General features: G+C 64.3%; 18 protein-coding genes. 15 read left to right on the top strand and 3 right to left on the bottom strand.

Annotation, left to right across the window (positions count from 1 at the left end):
• Positions 1-436, top strand: a 436-nt coding sequence (locus tag RUH65_RS06015) for a DUF4191 family protein (RefSeq protein WP_313816374.1), incomplete at its 5' end; no start/stop codon positions are given.
• 48 nt (positions 437-484) lie between these two features.
• Here RUH65_RS06015 and RUH65_RS06010 read toward each other — a convergent pair.
• On the bottom strand, positions 485-1,018 hold the full coding sequence (locus RUH65_RS06010; RefSeq protein WP_313816373.1) for an RDD family protein: 534 nt from the start codon (positions 1,016-1,018) through the stop codon (positions 485-487).
• 185 nt (positions 1,019-1,203) lie between these two features.
• On the opposite strand from RUH65_RS06010, the gene glnA reads away from it, so the two are divergent.
• Positions 1,204-2,628: a type I glutamate--ammonia ligase gene (gene glnA / locus RUH65_RS06005; RefSeq protein WP_313816372.1), complete on the top strand. Its 1,425-nt coding sequence runs from the start codon at positions 1,204-1,206 to the stop codon at positions 2,626-2,628.
• Positions 2,629-2,633: 5 nt separating this feature from the next.
• Here glnA and RUH65_RS06000 read toward each other — a convergent pair whose 3' ends face one another.
• Together RUH65_RS06000 and RUH65_RS05995 are read right to left on the bottom strand one after the other, a co-directional pair.
• Positions 2,634-3,713, bottom strand: coding sequence for a tyrosine-type recombinase/integrase (locus tag RUH65_RS06000; RefSeq protein WP_313816371.1), 1,080 nt, complete (start codon positions 3,711-3,713; stop codon positions 2,634-2,636).
• Positions 3,688-4,332 (bottom strand): helix-turn-helix transcriptional regulator, encoded by a 645-nt coding sequence (locus RUH65_RS05995; RefSeq protein ID WP_313816370.1) that lies wholly within the window; start codon positions 4,330-4,332, stop codon positions 3,688-3,690. The genes RUH65_RS06000 and RUH65_RS05995 overlap by 26 nt, the downstream gene beginning before the upstream one ends.
• A gap of 99 nt (positions 4,333-4,431) precedes the next feature.
• Between RUH65_RS05995 and RUH65_RS05990 the strand changes: the two genes are divergently transcribed.
• The 13 genes from RUH65_RS05990 to RUH65_RS05930 all read left to right on the top strand — a co-directional run bounded on the left by RUH65_RS05990 (position 4,432) and on the right by RUH65_RS05930 (position 15,061).
• Positions 4,432-4,623, top strand: coding sequence for a helix-turn-helix domain-containing protein (locus RUH65_RS05990; protein ID WP_313816368.1), 192 nt, complete (start codon positions 4,432-4,434; stop codon positions 4,621-4,623).
• The gene (locus RUH65_RS05985) at positions 4,620-4,865 is read left to right on the top strand and encodes a hypothetical protein (RefSeq protein ID WP_313816367.1); all 246 of its coding nucleotides are present in this window, start codon (positions 4,620-4,622) and stop codon (positions 4,863-4,865) included. Before RUH65_RS05990 ends, RUH65_RS05985 begins: the two co-directional genes overlap by 4 nt.
• Before the next feature lie 194 nt (positions 4,866-5,059).
• On the top strand, positions 5,060-5,308 hold the full coding sequence (locus RUH65_RS05980) for a hypothetical protein (protein ID WP_313816366.1): 249 nt from the start codon (positions 5,060-5,062) through the stop codon (positions 5,306-5,308).
• A gap of 121 nt (positions 5,309-5,429) precedes the next feature.
• Positions 5,430-5,741, top strand: coding sequence for a hypothetical protein (locus tag RUH65_RS05975; protein WP_313816365.1), 312 nt, complete (start codon positions 5,430-5,432; stop codon positions 5,739-5,741).
• 181 nt (positions 5,742-5,922) lie between these two features.
• Positions 5,923-6,141, top strand: coding sequence for a hypothetical protein (locus RUH65_RS05970; RefSeq protein ID WP_313816364.1), 219 nt, complete (start codon positions 5,923-5,925; stop codon positions 6,139-6,141).
• Positions 6,142-6,143: 2 nt separating this feature from the next.
• Positions 6,144-6,962 carry a helix-turn-helix domain-containing protein gene (locus tag RUH65_RS05965; RefSeq protein ID WP_313816375.1) on the top strand — a complete coding sequence of 273 codons (819 nt, stop codon included), beginning with the start codon at positions 6,144-6,146 and terminating at the stop codon, positions 6,960-6,962.
• The gene (locus RUH65_RS05960) at positions 6,959-7,375 is read left to right on the top strand and encodes a hypothetical protein (RefSeq protein WP_313816363.1); all 417 of its coding nucleotides are present in this window, start codon (positions 6,959-6,961) and stop codon (positions 7,373-7,375) included. Before RUH65_RS05965 ends, RUH65_RS05960 begins: the two co-directional genes overlap by 4 nt.
• Positions 7,372-8,640: a replicative DNA helicase gene (locus tag RUH65_RS05955; protein ID WP_313816362.1), complete on the top strand. Its 1,269-nt coding sequence runs from the start codon at positions 7,372-7,374 to the stop codon at positions 8,638-8,640. The genes RUH65_RS05960 and RUH65_RS05955 overlap by 4 nt, the downstream gene beginning before the upstream one ends.
• An 84-nt stretch (positions 8,641-8,724) precedes the next feature.
• Positions 8,725-9,543 carry a hypothetical protein gene (locus RUH65_RS05950; RefSeq protein ID WP_313816361.1) on the top strand — a complete coding sequence of 273 codons (819 nt, stop codon included), beginning with the start codon at positions 8,725-8,727 and terminating at the stop codon, positions 9,541-9,543.
• Positions 9,544-10,585: 1,042 nt separating this feature from the next.
• Complete coding sequence (locus RUH65_RS05945; RefSeq protein ID WP_313816359.1) at positions 10,586-11,158, top strand: hypothetical protein; 573 nt, start codon at positions 10,586-10,588, stop codon at positions 11,156-11,158.
• Positions 11,118-12,365: a terminase large subunit domain-containing protein gene (locus tag RUH65_RS05940; protein WP_313816358.1), complete on the top strand. Its 1,248-nt coding sequence runs from the start codon at positions 11,118-11,120 to the stop codon at positions 12,363-12,365. The genes RUH65_RS05945 and RUH65_RS05940 overlap by 41 nt, the downstream gene beginning before the upstream one ends.
• A gap of 11 nt (positions 12,366-12,376) precedes the next feature.
• A complete protein-coding gene (locus RUH65_RS05935; protein WP_313816357.1) occupies positions 12,377-13,975 on the top strand; it encodes a phage portal protein in 1,599 nt (532 codons plus the stop codon).
• A gap of 3 nt (positions 13,976-13,978) precedes the next feature.
• Positions 13,979-15,061 (top strand): phage minor capsid protein, encoded by a 1,083-nt coding sequence (locus RUH65_RS05930; protein ID WP_313816356.1) that lies wholly within the window; start codon positions 13,979-13,981, stop codon positions 15,059-15,061.
• Positions 15,062-15,299: the final 238 nt, after the last annotated feature.

The raw sequence follows: 15,299 nt of genomic DNA, 5'->3' as shown, positions 1-15,299 counted from the left end.
CGACGGCCGCCCTGGGGCGGCCGGTGCAGCACTCTCGACTCTGCGCCGCGGCTGGATCGTCCCGGAGCAGCCGGTCTCCGTCAGCCCGAAGACCCAGGATGCGGTCTTCCGTGCCGTGGGCCGGCCCGGCGTCGTGCTCATCACCGAGGGGCCGACCACCCGCGTCCGCCCGCTGGTGGAGAAGGAACGCAAGAACATGCAGCGCTTCCTGCCGAACGTCCCGATCCAGGTGCTCGCCACCGGGCACGGCGCCGACCAGGTGGAACTCCACGATCTGGCCAAGACGCTCAAGCGGATGAAGAAGACGCTGACCAAGCAGGAGGTCCAGGCTGTCGACAAGCGGCTGAACTCCCTGGGCTCCGCCAAGATGCCGATTCCGAAGGGCATCGATCCCTACCGCGCCCGCCCGGACCGCAAGTCCATGCGGGGCCGGTAGCCGACACCCGACGTCGAGAGGTCCGCGGCGGCCACGGACTATAGCGGACTACATGCGGATCTCGACGGTGCCAGCCAGTCGATCGTGGAGTCCGCGTCCGTCCGGGTCGATCAGGGCCGGAGGCAGCACCAGGCACAGCAGCACGGTGCGCAGGACCACTCGCAACGGGGTGGCCATCGCGCCCCCCAGGCGGACCACCTGGATCCGGGCCACTCGCTTGCCGATCGTGGTGCCGAACAGACTCAGCAGCAGCACGTGCATCAGGGCGAAGATCCCGTGCGTCACCAGCGGGTTCCCCTCAAACCACACGCCGGAGACGATCATGGCGATGAACCAGTCGATGAAGAGGGCCAGAATGCGTCGGCCCCATCCGGCCATGGAGGCGGGGCCGTCCTGGGCCAGACCCAGCCGCTCCCCCGGCCAGCGGCCCTGGGCGTTCGGGCGTGCGGTGCCGCCCACCCAGCCGGCCATGTCCCGCCGGGTCACCACGGGTTCGTCAGGATGCCCTCCGGAGTCGCGTCGCCGGGAGCCGGCCGCAGGCTCATCGCCGGAGGGAGGGGGTGTTGAGGGGGTTCGTGCCACGGCTCCACTCTACCGATCCGTGAGCTCGGCGGCGTCCGGCGGATTCACCCAACGCCCTGCCGCCCGGGCGGTCGTCACAGGTGCGGCCGGGCTCCGCGTTACATGCCGGAAACACATCTGACACGATCGGGTTACGGCATCCCGATAGGGTAGAGGCACTAGCCGAACCCCGAGGAGCACACCAGATGTTCAGCACCGCCCAGGAAGTCCTGCAGTTCATCCAAGACGAGGACGTCGTCTTCGTGGACGTCCGTTTCACCGATCTGCCAGGTGTCCAGCAGCACTTCAACCTGCCCTCGAAGGCGGTGGACGAGGACTTCTTCGTGAACGGCCAGCTGTTTGACGGCTCCTCGATCCGCGGTTTCCAGGGCATCGCCGAGTCGGACATGCAGTTGATCCCCGACGTGGCCACCGCGTACCTCGACCCCTTCCGCGTGGAGAAGACGCTCGTGATGAGCTTCTCGATCGTCAACCCGCGGACCGGAGAGCCTTACCACCGTGACCCCCGCGGCGTCGCCCAGAAGGCCGAGGAGTACCTGGCCTCCACCGGCATCGCGGACACCGCCAACTTCGCCTCCGAGGCCGAGTTCTTCATCTTCGAGGACGTCCGCTACTCCTCCACGCCGAACCACAGCTTCTACTCCGTCGACTCGGACGAGGCCTGGTGGAACTCCGGACGTCAGGACGAGGGCGGCAACCTCGGCCACAAGACCCCGGTCAAGGGTGGCTACTTCCCCGTCTCCCCCGTGGACAAGCAGGCCGACCTGCGGGACGCGATCTGTGTGGCCCTGGACGAGGTCGGCCTCGAGGTCGAGCGATCCCACCATGAGGTCGGCGCCGCCGGCCAGGCGGAGATCAACTACAAGTTCAATACGCTCACACACGCCGCCGATGACCTGATGAAGTTCAAGTATGTGGTGAAGAACACCGCGGACGCCTTCGGCAAGACCGCCACGTTCATGCCGAAGCCGGTCTTCGGCGACAACGGCTCGGGCATGCACTGCCACCAGTCGCTGTGGAACGCCGGTGAGCCGCTGTTCTACGACGAGAAGGGCTACGCCAACCTCTCGGACACGGCCCGCTGGTACATCGGCGGACTGCTCAAGCACGCCTCCGCGATCCTGGCCTTCACCAACCCCACGGTGAACTCCTACCGCCGGCTGGTGAAGGGCTTCGAGGCCCCGATCAACATGGTGTACTCCCAGGGCAACCGTTCCGCCGCCATCCGCATCCCGATCACCGGCTCCAACCCCAAGGCCAAGCGCCTGGAGTTCCGCGCTCCGGACCCCTCCGGCAACCCCTACCTGGCCTTCGCCGCGCAGCTGATGGCCGGCCTGGACGGCATCCGCAACCGGATCGAGCCGGCCGAGCCGATCGACAAGGACCTCTACGAGTTGCCCGCCGAGGAGGCCGCCACCATCCAGAAGGCCCCGGCGTCCCTGGAGGAGGCCCTGCGCGCGCTTGAGGAGGACCACGAGTTCCTGCTGGCCGGCGACGTCTTCACCGAGGACCTCATCCAGGCCTGGGTCGAGTACAAGCGTGAGAACGAGATCCTGCCGCTTTCCATCCGCCCGAACCCTTACGAGTTCGAGCTCTACTACGGCGTGTAGCTAGATCACTGGGAAGAAGCGGCCTTAGTCCGCAGAGAGTCCGCACGAGCCCCCAGAACTTCGGTAATGGCAGCACGTGCGGACTCTTCTTTGTCCGGGAACATGTGCCCGTAAGTATCCAGTGTCGTCTTAGCCGAGTTGTGCCTGAGGCACCGCTGGACCACCTTCACGTCCAGCCCCGATGCGATCAAAAGACTGGCGTAGTAGTGCCTCAGATCGTGAAACCTGAACCCCTCAGGCAGGCCCTCGACCGTCGCTCTGGCAACACGGAAATAGTGCTCCACCCGGTGCGGAGAGATCCCGCGCCCATACTCCGTCGTGACGATGGTGGCGCTTCCGAACTTCACGGGCATCCTGTTCAACTCCACCGCCAAATCCGTCGAGATCGGGATGGGAGTCTTCGAGGTCTCCGTCTTCAGAGGATCGTTCGGGTACTGGATCGCCGGGGAGATCACCCCGCGCATGAAGTCCACATCCTCCACCCGCAGCGCCACCGCCTCGGCAATCCTCAGGCCCGCGAACGCCGCCAACAGCACCGCCGGCCGAAGTCCCGCCGGCATCGCATCGTGAAGCGACCACACCTGCTCCGTGGTAGCCACGTATGGTCGCTGCTTGCCCACCTTCGGAGACGTCCTCCTACTCGCGGGAGACTTCGCCACGAGACCGTCGTGAACGGCATCCGCATAGAGCTGCGACAGCCTCGCGTGGAGCGCGTACACCGTGGAATCCGCCAGCCCTGACTCACTGAGCCGGACCGTCCAGGCCTTCACCTCCGAGGGCCGCACAGAGTCCAGCTTGCGGTCCCCGAACGCCTCCCTGATGTGCTTCAAATGTGATTGAGCCTGCCGCACCGTAGACGGCCTGTTCTGCTCATAGCCCCTCAGCCACGAGTCCGCCCACTCCCCCACCGTCAGCTTTGCCGACTTCGGGTCAACATAGTTGCCTGTGACTACCGACGTCGTAACCTCGTCTAGCCACCGCTGGGCGTCGACCTTCCGGGGGAAATGTCGGGCGTGTTCCTTCCCTGCGTAGTCGCGATACCGGGCACGCCATTTGCCGTCAGGCCTCTTCTTGATCGACGCCATTCACCCTCCTCAAATATTCGTGGAGAAGATCCAGTTGGGGTCCTTCCAGACGGCCATCCGCATACCGCGAGAGGATCTCATTCTGAATGTCGTTTTGCTCTTCCGTCAGGAAGTCAAAGGTTCCGACCTCGAACTCTCCATGGAAGAAGCGCTTAACGGCTTCCCTGGCGATTGCGTCGATGGGACGTAGACTCCCGGCCATCAGGTAGCTGATTTCGTCCATCGCCCAGTCGATTTTGGAGGCTGCCTCAATCAGCTCGCGCTGCCGCCTGAGAGTGGTGACCACGTCATTGATGATCTGCTCAGCGCTACTCTCAGCTTGAGCCTCTAGCGCTGTCTGACGAATCATGTCCGCGTTATTCGCCCAGCTGGAGTCCATCAAGAGCGGCAGTGGTTGGCCCAGCGTCTCTGCGATGATGATGGCCTCATTGAATCTGAGAGACCGCTTGCCTGCTTCCAGTCGCGAGACAGCCATTTGGTTCATGCTCTTTAGCCCTGCTTGGACCAACCGCTTGGAGAGTTCCTCCTGCGTCATGTCTAAGGACTGACGCACTTCGCGGAAGCGTTCCACTAAGTCACGTTCGCGATCTATCGCCGTCGTTTCTCTTCGTTCATCCATTCCCCCAGTATGCGGGGATCGTTTGACAACGCCAAACACTCCTCGTATCGTTTTCTGCATGCACGTAGTAAACGAGTATGTTTCAACTAGGAGGTTGGCATGCAGGTAGCGGCACACCGTCTGATGACGATGAAAGAGGTGTCGGAGGACACTCGTATCCCGGTCAATACGCTGCGGTTCTACCGCCACAAGGGCGATGGACCCAAGTCGGCATTGATCGGCGGTCGTGTGATGTATCGGCGTGAAGACGTCGAGGCATGGCTGGAAGCACAGTTCGAGGAGGCGGGATGATCGCCAACCTCCGGACCAAAGAAGGCCGTGACGGACTCGCCAAAGTCACCGCCACGGCCTTCAAGACCGAACCCATTCCAAAGGAAGCGATCATGGACGAGCCTATCGAAACCTTCACCACGAGTCTCTATGGGCACGAGATCCACGGCTTGATGGTCGACATCTTCTCTCACTGGTCCAAGGAATCGGTCACGTTCCCCGCCAGCGAACGCACGGCGAAGGATCCCGCGTCCCACCGATAGGACCGCCGCGACGGTGACCTGAGTTGAGCGAACCGTCACAGGGATTGATCGGTGCTAGGCCCATGGCCCGCACACGTTCCCGTCCAGGCGTCAGTCAAAGTACAGAACCTGACATTAAACAGACCACACCGTGCGGGTTCCTTTGTCGACCCTTCACCCCTTGCGTTCGTCCCTGGGAGATAAGGAATACAGCCATGCCCACTTACAGTCTGGCCTTCTGGGAAGGTCGCGTCCGAGCAGATCTGCCGAACGATGAGCGCAACGTCGTCCGGCGCGTCGCCAAGCTCGCCAAACGCCGCCACGCGGCATTCACCCGCGAGCCTACCGACCAGGAGATGCTGCAGTTCTACAGCTCAATCACGTACGCAGATCCGACGCCCTACAAGGCGATCGACCGGAGCAACGCACGCGCCGCGATCCGCAGGTTGGGGGTAGCCGTCTAACCCGTCCAGACGGGTGAACCACTACTCCTCAATGCAGCCGGCAGCGCCCCGGCCGCCCAATCGACACCTGCACCAGCACCCCGGGACCTGCTCACGCGGAATCCTTCACAAGGAGAACACCATGACCACCAACGCCCACGGCCTCACCCTCCTCGATGACGTCCAGACCCTCGGCTACGCCGCCGCATCCATCCCCTCGACTGGCGTTGCCAGCGCCCTCACCGTCTCTACCACTCTGACCGTCACGCAGGAAGACGGAGACCGCCGCGGGTGGGCCGATCTGAAGATCAGAGAAGAGGACTACGAGGGAGAAAGCCGGTTCGGGTTCGACGCCAACCAGGCCCGCCAGCTTGCCGCGCATCTGCTCAAGATCGCCGACGAGATCGACGCACGCACTGCGGATAGCCAGTCCGAACTAAAGGCCGCCGCCTGACTGCCCGAAGCGCTCGGATCCGCCGTAGCGATGCCCTCCATCCCGTTCGGGCTGGAGGGCATCGCTACATCCCCGGAACCTCAGCATGTTGGGCAACCCAACGGACTGGCTCGTGCTGCCAAGAGAGCCCGACCCAAGACCCGCCAACCGTTCGAACGAAGCAGAGAGGAGGGGTGTTGCGATGCCCTCCGAAGAGACCCCCACCGCCGAAGACGACAGAAAGACGATCGCGAGGCACTACCTCCGCATGGAATGCCTGGTCACCGAGCGCGGCCGGAGCCACCGGACCTACTACGTCCGGCTCGCTCACGACGCAGGACTCACTCATCAAGAGATCGCCGACGGGCTAGGCATCGAAGAGACCACCGTCCGTGAACTGCTAGACCACCAGAGGCAGTGACCATGCAGGGCGGCAAGTTCTCCCAGATCCCCGAATGGGTGCTCGATGCCGAGATCAGCGATGGGGCGTTCCGGTTGTACGCCGCCCTCGCGAGATACGCAGATCAGCGAACCGGGAAGGCCTTCCCGTCCAGGACGACACTCGCCAAGCGGATCAACAAGAAGCTCAGTTCTGTGGATCGGTATCTGAAGGAGCTGCAGGCGATTGGCGCGGTCACTGTCGAGGCCCGCTACGAAGAGGGCACCTCGGAACGTAGATCCAACTACTACACAGTGGCCACGTTCCGACCACTTGAGGTAGCCCCACAGATGACGCCACCTAGCCCCACGGGCGGGGAGGGGGTGGCCCCACAGATGACGAGGGGGGTGGCCCCACAGATGACGCATATAACGAGACCCACTGTTAACGAGACCCAGAGGAACGATACGGGCGCAGTCGAACCCGCGTCGTTGCTCGGCCAGGAGGTCGCCGTGATCCAAGGCGAACTAGTCCCAGACGAACAATCGAAGCCAACTGCCCAGACGCTCATCGGGGAATGGCTTCAGAGCAAGAGCATCCGACCACCCGGCAGGGTCATCGGCCAGCTTTCCAAGGAGATCAAGAACCTCCTGGACGAGGGCTACGAATACGCCCATGTCCGCGAAGCCGTGATCGCTTGGAACTCCAAGAGCTTGCATCCAGCCACGCTCGCCTCCGTGCTCTACGAAACCCAGAACAAGTCAACCGCCCCGGCTGGCAGAGACAACCGAATCAGCGAGACACGTGCTCGCGGCCAGCGACTGCAGGCCCTCCGTGACCAGCAGCAAAGGAACGCATCGTGAACATCAACGAGACTGCCGAAGTCCTCGCCCGAGTCCAGGCATACCACCAGGGCTTCAAGGTGACAGACGAGAAGATCATCGCCTGGTACGAGCTGCTCGAGCCCTACACGCTCCGCGACTGCATCGAAGCGGTCAAGGCCTACTTCCGGGCCCCCGGAGACTGGATCATGCCCGCAGACATCATCGAACGGGTGAAGGAATACCAGCAGGACAGGCTCGGCAAGTTCGGAGACCTCCGCCTATCCGATGCAGACGAACGATCCCTGCTCGACCGAGGCCCCGACTGGCGCCATGAGAACCGGAAGCTGTGGGCGCTCGCTGCCAACGGGCACATCACCCCCGACGACCACACGGCATACCTCGTCGGTCGACTGACCCTGGATGCCCTATCCCCCAAGGAGATCTCCCGATGACACCAGCGGAAAAGTCCGTCCTCTCCGCAGTCCTCGACCCCTCAGGGAACGGGGCCACCCGACTCGATGAGGTGGGTCTCGCCCCGGAGGACTTCTCCACCTTGGCAGGAGAGATCCTCTACCGCCTCGTCCTTGACGCCTCCAACGCCGGCAAGCCGACAGACCCGGTGACCATTGCAGCCGCCGCCTCGAGTCTCGATGAAGCAGAGAGGCGGGCCCTGACGCCTACCGCGATCTGGGACATCGTAGGCCTGGCAACGCCCGCATCGTCCTTGTCACACCACGCCGGCATCGTCTCGGAGGACGCGACCCGCCGCCGAGTTCAGGCCCTCGGAGCAGACATCATGAACAAGGCCGGCAGCGGGGTCGACCTGGACCTGCTGTTGGACGAGCTCCACCGCAATGTCGCGAACATTGCCCCCTCGTCCACGGTCCCCACCGAGGCCATCACGGACACCCTCGACGAGACCATCGAATCGCTGGACAGGCCGGTCCCGTTCATCGAGACCCCCTGGCCGTCCCTGAACAGGTTCATCCACGGGTGGCGCAAAGGCGGGCTCTACGTGGTCGGCGCCAGGCCCAGCGTTGGGAAGACCGTCGTTGGGTTCCAAGCCGCCATGTCCCTCGCCAACGTCGGAGCAGTGGCATACACGTCCCTGGAGATGAACGCCTCGGAACTCCAGTTACGCATGATCTCTCAGCGTGCACGGGTGGACATGGGTCACATCGTCAAGCACCGCCTGTCCAATGATGACATGCGCCGCGTCGTCGAGGCCCGCGCCGAGTGGGGCCACATGCCGCTGTACGTGGATCCATCAAACGATGCCTCGTTCGCCCAGATCATCCGGCACGCATGGGGCATCAAACGCAAGCATGGCCTCGCGGCCGTCGTCGTGGACTACCTCGGCCTCATCGAAGGCAGACCAGGCCAGAAGGAGTACGACGTGGTCACCGAATCGTCACGCAAGCTCAAGCTGCTCGCCAAGGCGCTCGACGTCCCGGTGATCGCCCTCTCCCAGTTGAACCGTGGATCCGAATCCCGAGAGGGCAAGAAGCCCCAGCTATCCGACCTGCGGTCATCGGGGGCCGTCGAACAGGACGCCGACGTGGTGGTCCTGCTTCACCGCGACCTGATGGAAGCACCCCACGAGATCGAGTTCATCGTCGCCAAGAACCGCCAAGGCGCCACTGGCACCGCGGTCATGGACTTTGCCGGCCACTACAGCGAAGTCCGTGACCGCCAACAGTGGCCCCAAGCCAGCTGACCCTCCACCCCTAGCTGCACCCCAACCCCCAGGCCCGCAGAACCCGATCTGCGGGCCTTCGCCATGCTCGATAGGAGAATGACCATGTTCGAGACTCTGCCCGGGGGCCAGCACGTCTGCACCCGTTGTGACGCACTCACGGCCGCAGGGATCCACCTGTGCCACGCCTGCACCACAACCCTCGAGGAAGTCCTGGACCGAGTACCGGAAGCGCTGACGACAGTCCAAACCACGGTGGCCCGCTTGGACCGAATGGGCACGACCGGCAGAGCAACCGGAAATCGCGTGGAAGCCGTCAACGTGTCCGCACTCGACGAGAAGATCGACCTCACCGAAAAGCTCCAGTCCTGGGCGCGGATGGTTCTCGAACTCGACGACCGACAGGGTCTCCAAGACATCGCGCCCACCGCATACCTGCGGATGAGCACCCACATCATCCGGTCACAAGATTGGGCTGGTGACCTGCTCGACGAACTAAACGATGCCTTGCGTGCCGTGGAGCGCGTCTTCGACAAGCCGGCGGACCGACGAGTCTGGGGACCATGCTCGACGTACTTCGAGGACGGAAGCATGTGCATGTCACCACTCTCAGCTGAGCAAGGGGCGGAGTGGGTCAGTTGCCGTGAGTGCGGAACCCAGCACTCGACCGCGTGGCGCGAACGCCTCATCCGCGAGCAAGTCAAGGGCAACCCCATGCCAGCCAAAGCCTGTCGAGAGTGGATCACCAAGAACGTCGGCGTCAAGATCAAGACCCAGGACTTCAAGAACTGGGTGTACATCGGAGCACTCAGCTACGTCCTCGAGCGAGTCACCACCGCGGGCAGGCCGACCCGGCTCTTCTTCCCCGGCGACGTGCTGCAGGTCCACCAACGTATGCAGCAACGCAGACGACTCGCCGCATGAAAGCCAGCACAGACAAGAGAAATGCGGTAGTCTAAATCCGAGGGAACAGTTGTACCCAGATCAAGCTCCGAGCCAATGGCCGGAGCTTTTCTCATGCCTGCTGCAGCCCCTTGTCTCATGTGGCAAGGGATATTGCCGGCTCGGCCAAGCCAACGAACGACAGTTTGTCCCGACCTTGCGGTTTCAATAGGAGTTCCGAATCAAACCCGGCTTCACGATATGGACGGCTCATGCCTAGCATCGACGAGACGGGCAGTCAGTTGGAATCAGTGACTCGCTCCGCCCCAGGCGGCTCGCTGGGCGGGTTCCTTCGAAGTTGCTCTCTAACTCTCGTAGCGTTCTTGAATCGGCCGTGGCGTTCCCACCATCTAGGGGCCACCATTCCGAGAAGAACGTCAGCTTCGTGCCGCGCCGAGTCGTATAGTCGGTCCACCTCATCCAATGGAACTACCTCCCCGTTGAGATACCGTGTTGCGGCCGTATGCAACGCCACGCATTCCTGGTGTGTCATCCTTGATTGCTGAGCGACTGCTGCATCTTTCCGCGCAGACACTGAGATGGTTTTCTCGTAAACCTCCCGGAACCAAGCGAACATGTCTTCTCCAAGTTTGTCGAGGAACGCCTGCTCCGCCTTCGGTATCGGCTCTTGATCGCCGACCGAACGAGACATGAATCGGGTCAGCGCGTCATGGTGGGCGTTCACGCTTTGAGCAACCCCCGACGTGTAGCGCCCCACAGCTGCGTAGACGTCCGCGCATTCTCTACGCAGTTCGTGCACCTGATTCTCAACCGAGACGCGTCGTTGAGCCAGCACTTGGATGACTCCACCCACGATCACTCCACCGAGCCCGATTAGCGCAGGCGTGTAGTCAGATGGGGAGTCAGGCACAGCGGCCACGAGTGTCAGAATCACACCCACGATCCTAGAGCGCCCTGAGACCTGCAGGACGGACGTGCGCAACGAGGAACCCCTTCCCCGACTTCCGAACCGCGCCGGCCCGACATTCGCTAGCCACAACCCCTCGGAGGTGTTCGTAGTGCCATGGCGAAGCGCACCTACACCGAAGAACAACGGACCGAAGCTCTCCGCATCTACGAGCTCGAAGGTCCTACCGCAGTCCAGAAGAAGCTCGGCATCCCGAAGAACACCGTCGCCAGATGGGCCAAAAACGTTGGTGTGCGTACGGTACGCAATGCAAAAACACGCGAAGCGACTGAGGCAGCCCAAGTCGACAATGCTGCCCGTCGCGCCACCATCGTCAGCAGGCTCTACGGTCTCGCCGAAAACACCCTCGGGCTCCTCGAGAAGCCCGGCGAATATCAGACCATCACGAAGGGGTCCTTCGGGGTTGACTCCGCTGCTTCGCTCGGCTTTGTGCCCGCCCAGGACAAGCAACGCGAGATGACCTCGCTCGGGATCATGCTCGACAAGGCCACGGTGCTGGAGAAGGTCGACAACGACAATGGCACCCAGGGTGCGAAGTCCATGCTGGACCGCCTCGCCCACCAACTGACGGAGGTGCCAGGTGACGACAGCGACCCTGGCACCGGCGGTGACTTCGGAACGGGCGGCGGTGAGCCCGAAGCAGCTGCACTTCCTGAAGAACAGCCGTAGCCGCGTCTGCATCCTTGAGGGGGCCATCCGCTCCGGGAAGACGATCATCGCCCTGTTGCGCTGGTTCCTGTTCCTGAGGGACGTCCCCAGGGGTGGTGAGCTCCTCATGATCGGCCGCACGAGGGACAGTGTGTGGCGGAACATGGTCGCACCCATGCAGAACCCCGACCTGTTCGGTCCCCTCGCCGCCCAGGTCGTCGGGAACTACGGTGCACCTACCGTGAAGGTCCTCGGTCGCACCGTCCACGTCATGGGCGCATCCGACGCCAAGGCGGAGATGGTGTTGCGTGGTATGACCGTGGCCGGCGTCATCGTCGATGAGGTCACCACGTTGCCGGAGCAGTTCTTCACGCAGCTCCTCGGCCGCATGTCCGTGAAGGGCGCACAACTCTTCGGCACCACCAACCCCGACAGCCCCGCCCACTGGTTGAAGCGGAAGTTCCTCGACCGCATCGGCAAAGGCCTGCAGGGTTGGTCCCGGTGGGCCTTCACCCTCGACGACAACCCGTCCCTCGAACCCGAGTATGTCGAGTCCATCAAGAACGAGTTCACCGGCCTCTGGTACCGCCGCTTCATCCAAGGCCACTGGGTCGCCGCCGAGGGCGCCGTCTACGACATGTGGACCCCTGAACGCCACACCATCCCCTGGGCATCCCTGCCGCCCATGTCCCGCTACCTCGGCGTCGGCATCGACTACGGCACCACCAACGCCACCTCCGCCATGCTCCTCGGCCTGTCCGTGGACAACCGGCTGTTCTTCGTCGATGAATGGCGGTACGACGCGAAAGCGTCCCAGTTACGCCTCACCGACAAAGACATCTCCGGCCGCCTCCGCACCTGGCTGGCCGAGGCCGAGCACCCCGACGGGTCCACCATCCACCCCGAGTGGACCATCGTCGACCCCGCCGCCGCCTCGTTCAAAGTGCAGCTGTCCTCGGATGGGCTCACGAACGTCATCAACGGTGACAACAACGTCCTCTACGGGATCCGCACCACCGCGTCCCTGCTGAGCGCGGACCGGCTCCTCGTGTCCGACCGGTGCACCGGGTTCCTCGAGGAAGCGCCCTCGTACTCGTGGGATCCGAAGTCGACTGAGAAGGGCGAGGACAAGCCCCTCAAGGTCGCCGACCACTCCCTCGACGCCGGCCGGTACGCGATCGCGACGACTGAGACGAACTGGCGGAACGCCATCGACCTAGCAGCCTAAGGAGGCCCCGGATGCCCTTGCCGGCGAACAACACCGCGTGGCCACCCACGGACCTCGCGCCCATGCGCGCCAAGTGGACCGAATGGGCCGCCTGGTACTCGAACGACACCGAGGCCCTCACGACGATCTACACCAAGACCGAGCACACCCGGCCCTCCGAAGCCGGCGTGCGCGGGGCGGTCCGGGCCGTCGTGAAGTTCTTCTGGGGTGAGAAGCGCACCGATCTGACGAAGCCGGCAGAGCGGAAGCTGCACGTCCCCGTGGCCGCCGACCTCTGCCAAGCATCCTCCGACCTGCTGTTCTCCGAGGCACCGGAGATCGCCGTGGACGTGGACGGCAAAGAAGCCAAGGCCCATGCAGCGACCACCGCTGACCGGCTCGACAAGCTGGCCGGCCCCGACTTCCACGCCGCCCTCGCCTCCGGCGCTGAGATTGGTGCCGCCCTCGGTGGCTGCTACCTCCGCGCCACCTGGGACAAGGGGGCCGTCCCTGATCGGCCGTTCCTGACTGTCGTGGACTACGACAACGCGTTCCCCGAGTTCCGGTGGGGCCGCCTCGTCGCGGTCACGTTCTGGCACGTCGTAAAGACCTCCAACCAGGAGGTGTGGCGGCACCTCGAACGCCACGAGACCAACGACCAAGGTGTGGGCGTCATCCAGCACGGCCTCTACCGTGGCCGGACCGACAACCTCGGCATGACCATCCCCCTCAACGAGCACCCCGCCACCGCCGACCTCGCCACAGAGGTCGACGCCGAAGCCACCATCTCCACCCAGTCACAGGGCTTGGATGTGTTCCACTGGCCGAACCTGCAACCCCAGCGGACCTGGCGCGGCCACGCCCTGGGCCGTCACCTGGGGCGGTCGGACCTCGACGGGTTGGAGTCCCTGCTGGACGCCCTCGACGAGGCCTACACCTCGCTCATGCGGGACATTCGGCTCGGCAAGGCCATGCTCGTGGTCCCCCAGGGGATGCTCACGAACAACGGGCCTGGCGGTGGGACGACGTTCGAGCAGTCGGAGATCTACTCGCCCGTGAACTCGGCGCCGGGTTCGGTGACGGATGCCAAGATGCAGATCGAGAAGGTCCAGTTCGACATCCGCGTCGAGAAGCTCGAGAAGTCCATCGCCCTGATCTGGAACACCATCATCCGGTCCGCCGGCTACTCCGCCCAGACCTTCGGGGAAGGCGGCGAGGCGGCGCAGACTGCGACGGAGGTGTCCGCGAAGGAACGCCGGTCTGGGCTCACCCAGGGCAGGAAGGGCCGCACGGTGCGCCCGGTCCTCGAAGCCGCGGTGACGAAGCTCCTGGCCATGGACGCCGCCCTGTTCAACAGTGGCGCGGACACGGCCCTGCCGATCCGCGTCGAGTTGGCGGACGGTGTGAAGGAGGATCCCGAGGCCATTGCACGGACCGCGCAGTTGCTCGCGACCGCGCTGGCCGCATCGATCGAGACGCGGGTGCGGATGGTGAACCCGGGCCGGAATCAACTGTGGATCGATGCCGAGGTCGCGAAGATCATGGCGGAGAACCAGATGGAGCTCGCCGACCCGGCGACGCTCGGCGTCGACGGGCGGGGTCTCTCGGACCGGTTCCGGTTGGAGGCCTAGCTCATGGCGTTTCGTCCGGATGATCCCGAGGACCTCGCCCTGCGGCTCCGCGACATGTACGTCGCCGCTGAGGGCCGCATCCTGCAGCAGTTGGCCCGATCCATGGCGCGGACGATGGACGCCCCGGACTGGCTGACCGCACGCCTCGCCGAGCAACGCCGCATGATCCGGGCCGTGGACGCCATCCTCGACGATCTGTTCGAGGACGTCCCCGGCGCGGTCGAGCGGCTGACGGCGTTGTCGTTCAACCGCGGCGCCGGCATCGCCTCAACCGACGCAGCGGCGGCGGGGATCAGCATGGACCTCGTCGGCCGGGCCCGGAACACGGCAACCGATGTGGTCCTCGCCCGTGCCGCCACCGAGCCCCTGCAGCGGATGCGCTTGCAGGTCCGCCGATGGACTGACGACGTCTACGCCCGCACCGGGCTGTTGGCCGCCCAGCAGGTGGCGAGCGGGGCCAGCACGCGGCGGGACGCGAGCCTCCGGTTCCTGCAGCAGTTGGGCGGCCGCGGGGTCACCGGGTTCACCGACCGCGCCGGCCGCGCCTGGGAGATGGGCGCCTACGCGGAGATGGTCGGCCGCACCACCGTCGCCCAGGCACAACTCGAAGGCCATGCGGAGCGGTTGGAGGATCTTGGGGTGGACACGGTGATCGTGTCCAACGCTCCCGAGGAGTGCAACATCTGCCGCCCCTTCGAGGGCCAGGTGCTGTCGCTCCGGGGACGGACCACGGGCAGGCTCTCGGACGGTCGGACGGTGATGACCACGCTCGGCCGGGCCAAGTCGGCGGGGCTGTTCCACCCGAACTGCCGCCACTCCTACAGCATCTACCTTCCGGGCATCACCAAGGGGCCCGCTCGAGACAAAGCCGACCCCGAGGGGCAGAAGCTCCGGGAGCGGCAGCGGGCCTACGAACGCCGCATCCGGGCGCTCAAGCGCGAAGAGTTGATCGCGGCCGCCATCGACCCTGAAGCAGGGAAGGTGGCAGGGCGGAAGGTCCGGGCCAAGCAGGCCGAGTTCAAAGCCTTCAGAGATGAACACGGCCGCAAGGCCCAGACCCACCGCACCAACATCACTGCCCGGTAGCGCCGGGCCAGTACTGCTCAAGCTGGTATGGGTCTCCCCGCCACAGATCGCCTCTCACCATCGACCACCCGTTGGGCGAGAGCGTTAGCGCACGCTTGGCTTCGTTCTTCTCGATTCGAACGACGAACAGGACCCCGTCGCGTCCGAAAGCATGGCAAAGCCTGACGCCCTCTGAGTCCTCGAAGTCAATCGGGGCTCCGTTGGGCGCAACTATGTCGACCGCCATTGCAGCCTCCCT

It is taken from the genome of Citricoccus sp., from assembly GCF_032154715.1.
Classification (GTDB): Bacteria; Actinomycetota; Actinomycetes; order Actinomycetales; family Micrococcaceae; genus Citricoccus.
The sequence above is the reverse complement of the archived record's forward strand: the minus strand, read 5'-3'. Positions and strand labels throughout refer to the sequence as shown.

Excerpts from the sequence above, each read along its gene's own strand:
- RUH65_RS05930 (WP_313816356.1), top strand. The coding sequence starts at position 13,979 with ATGGCGTTTCGTCCGGATGATCCCGAGGACCTCGCCCTGCGGCTCCGC.
- RUH65_RS05985 (WP_313816367.1), top strand. The coding sequence starts at position 4,620 with ATGATCGCCAACCTCCGGACCAAAGAAGGCCGTGACGGACTCGCCAAA.
- RUH65_RS05950 (WP_313816361.1), top strand. The coding sequence starts at position 8,725 with ATGTTCGAGACTCTGCCCGGGGGCCAGCACGTCTGCACCCGTTGTGAC.
- RUH65_RS05970 (WP_313816364.1), top strand. The coding sequence starts at position 5,923 with ATGCCCTCCGAAGAGACCCCCACCGCCGAAGACGACAGAAAGACGATC.
- RUH65_RS05975 (WP_313816365.1), top strand. The coding sequence starts at position 5,430 with ATGACCACCAACGCCCACGGCCTCACCCTCCTCGATGACGTCCAGACC.
- RUH65_RS05965 (WP_313816375.1), top strand. The coding sequence starts at position 6,144 with ATGCAGGGCGGCAAGTTCTCCCAGATCCCCGAATGGGTGCTCGATGCC.
- RUH65_RS05980 (WP_313816366.1), top strand. The coding sequence starts at position 5,060 with ATGCCCACTTACAGTCTGGCCTTCTGGGAAGGTCGCGTCCGAGCAGAT.
- RUH65_RS05935 (WP_313816357.1), top strand. The coding sequence starts at position 12,377 with ATGCCCTTGCCGGCGAACAACACCGCGTGGCCACCCACGGACCTCGCG.
- glnA (WP_313816372.1), top strand. The coding sequence starts at position 1,204 with ATGTTCAGCACCGCCCAGGAAGTCCTGCAGTTCATCCAAGACGAGGAC.
- RUH65_RS06000 (WP_313816371.1), bottom strand. The coding sequence starts at position 3,713 with ATGGCGTCGATCAAGAAGAGGCCTGACGGCAAATGGCGTGCCCGGTAT.
- RUH65_RS05995 (WP_313816370.1), bottom strand. The coding sequence starts at position 4,332 with ATGGATGAACGAAGAGAAACGACGGCGATAGATCGCGAACGTGACTTA.
- RUH65_RS05945 (WP_313816359.1), top strand. The coding sequence starts at position 10,586 with ATGGCGAAGCGCACCTACACCGAAGAACAACGGACCGAAGCTCTCCGC.
- RUH65_RS05990 (WP_313816368.1), top strand. The coding sequence starts at position 4,432 with ATGCAGGTAGCGGCACACCGTCTGATGACGATGAAAGAGGTGTCGGAG.
- RUH65_RS05955 (WP_313816362.1), top strand. The coding sequence starts at position 7,372 with ATGACACCAGCGGAAAAGTCCGTCCTCTCCGCAGTCCTCGACCCCTCA.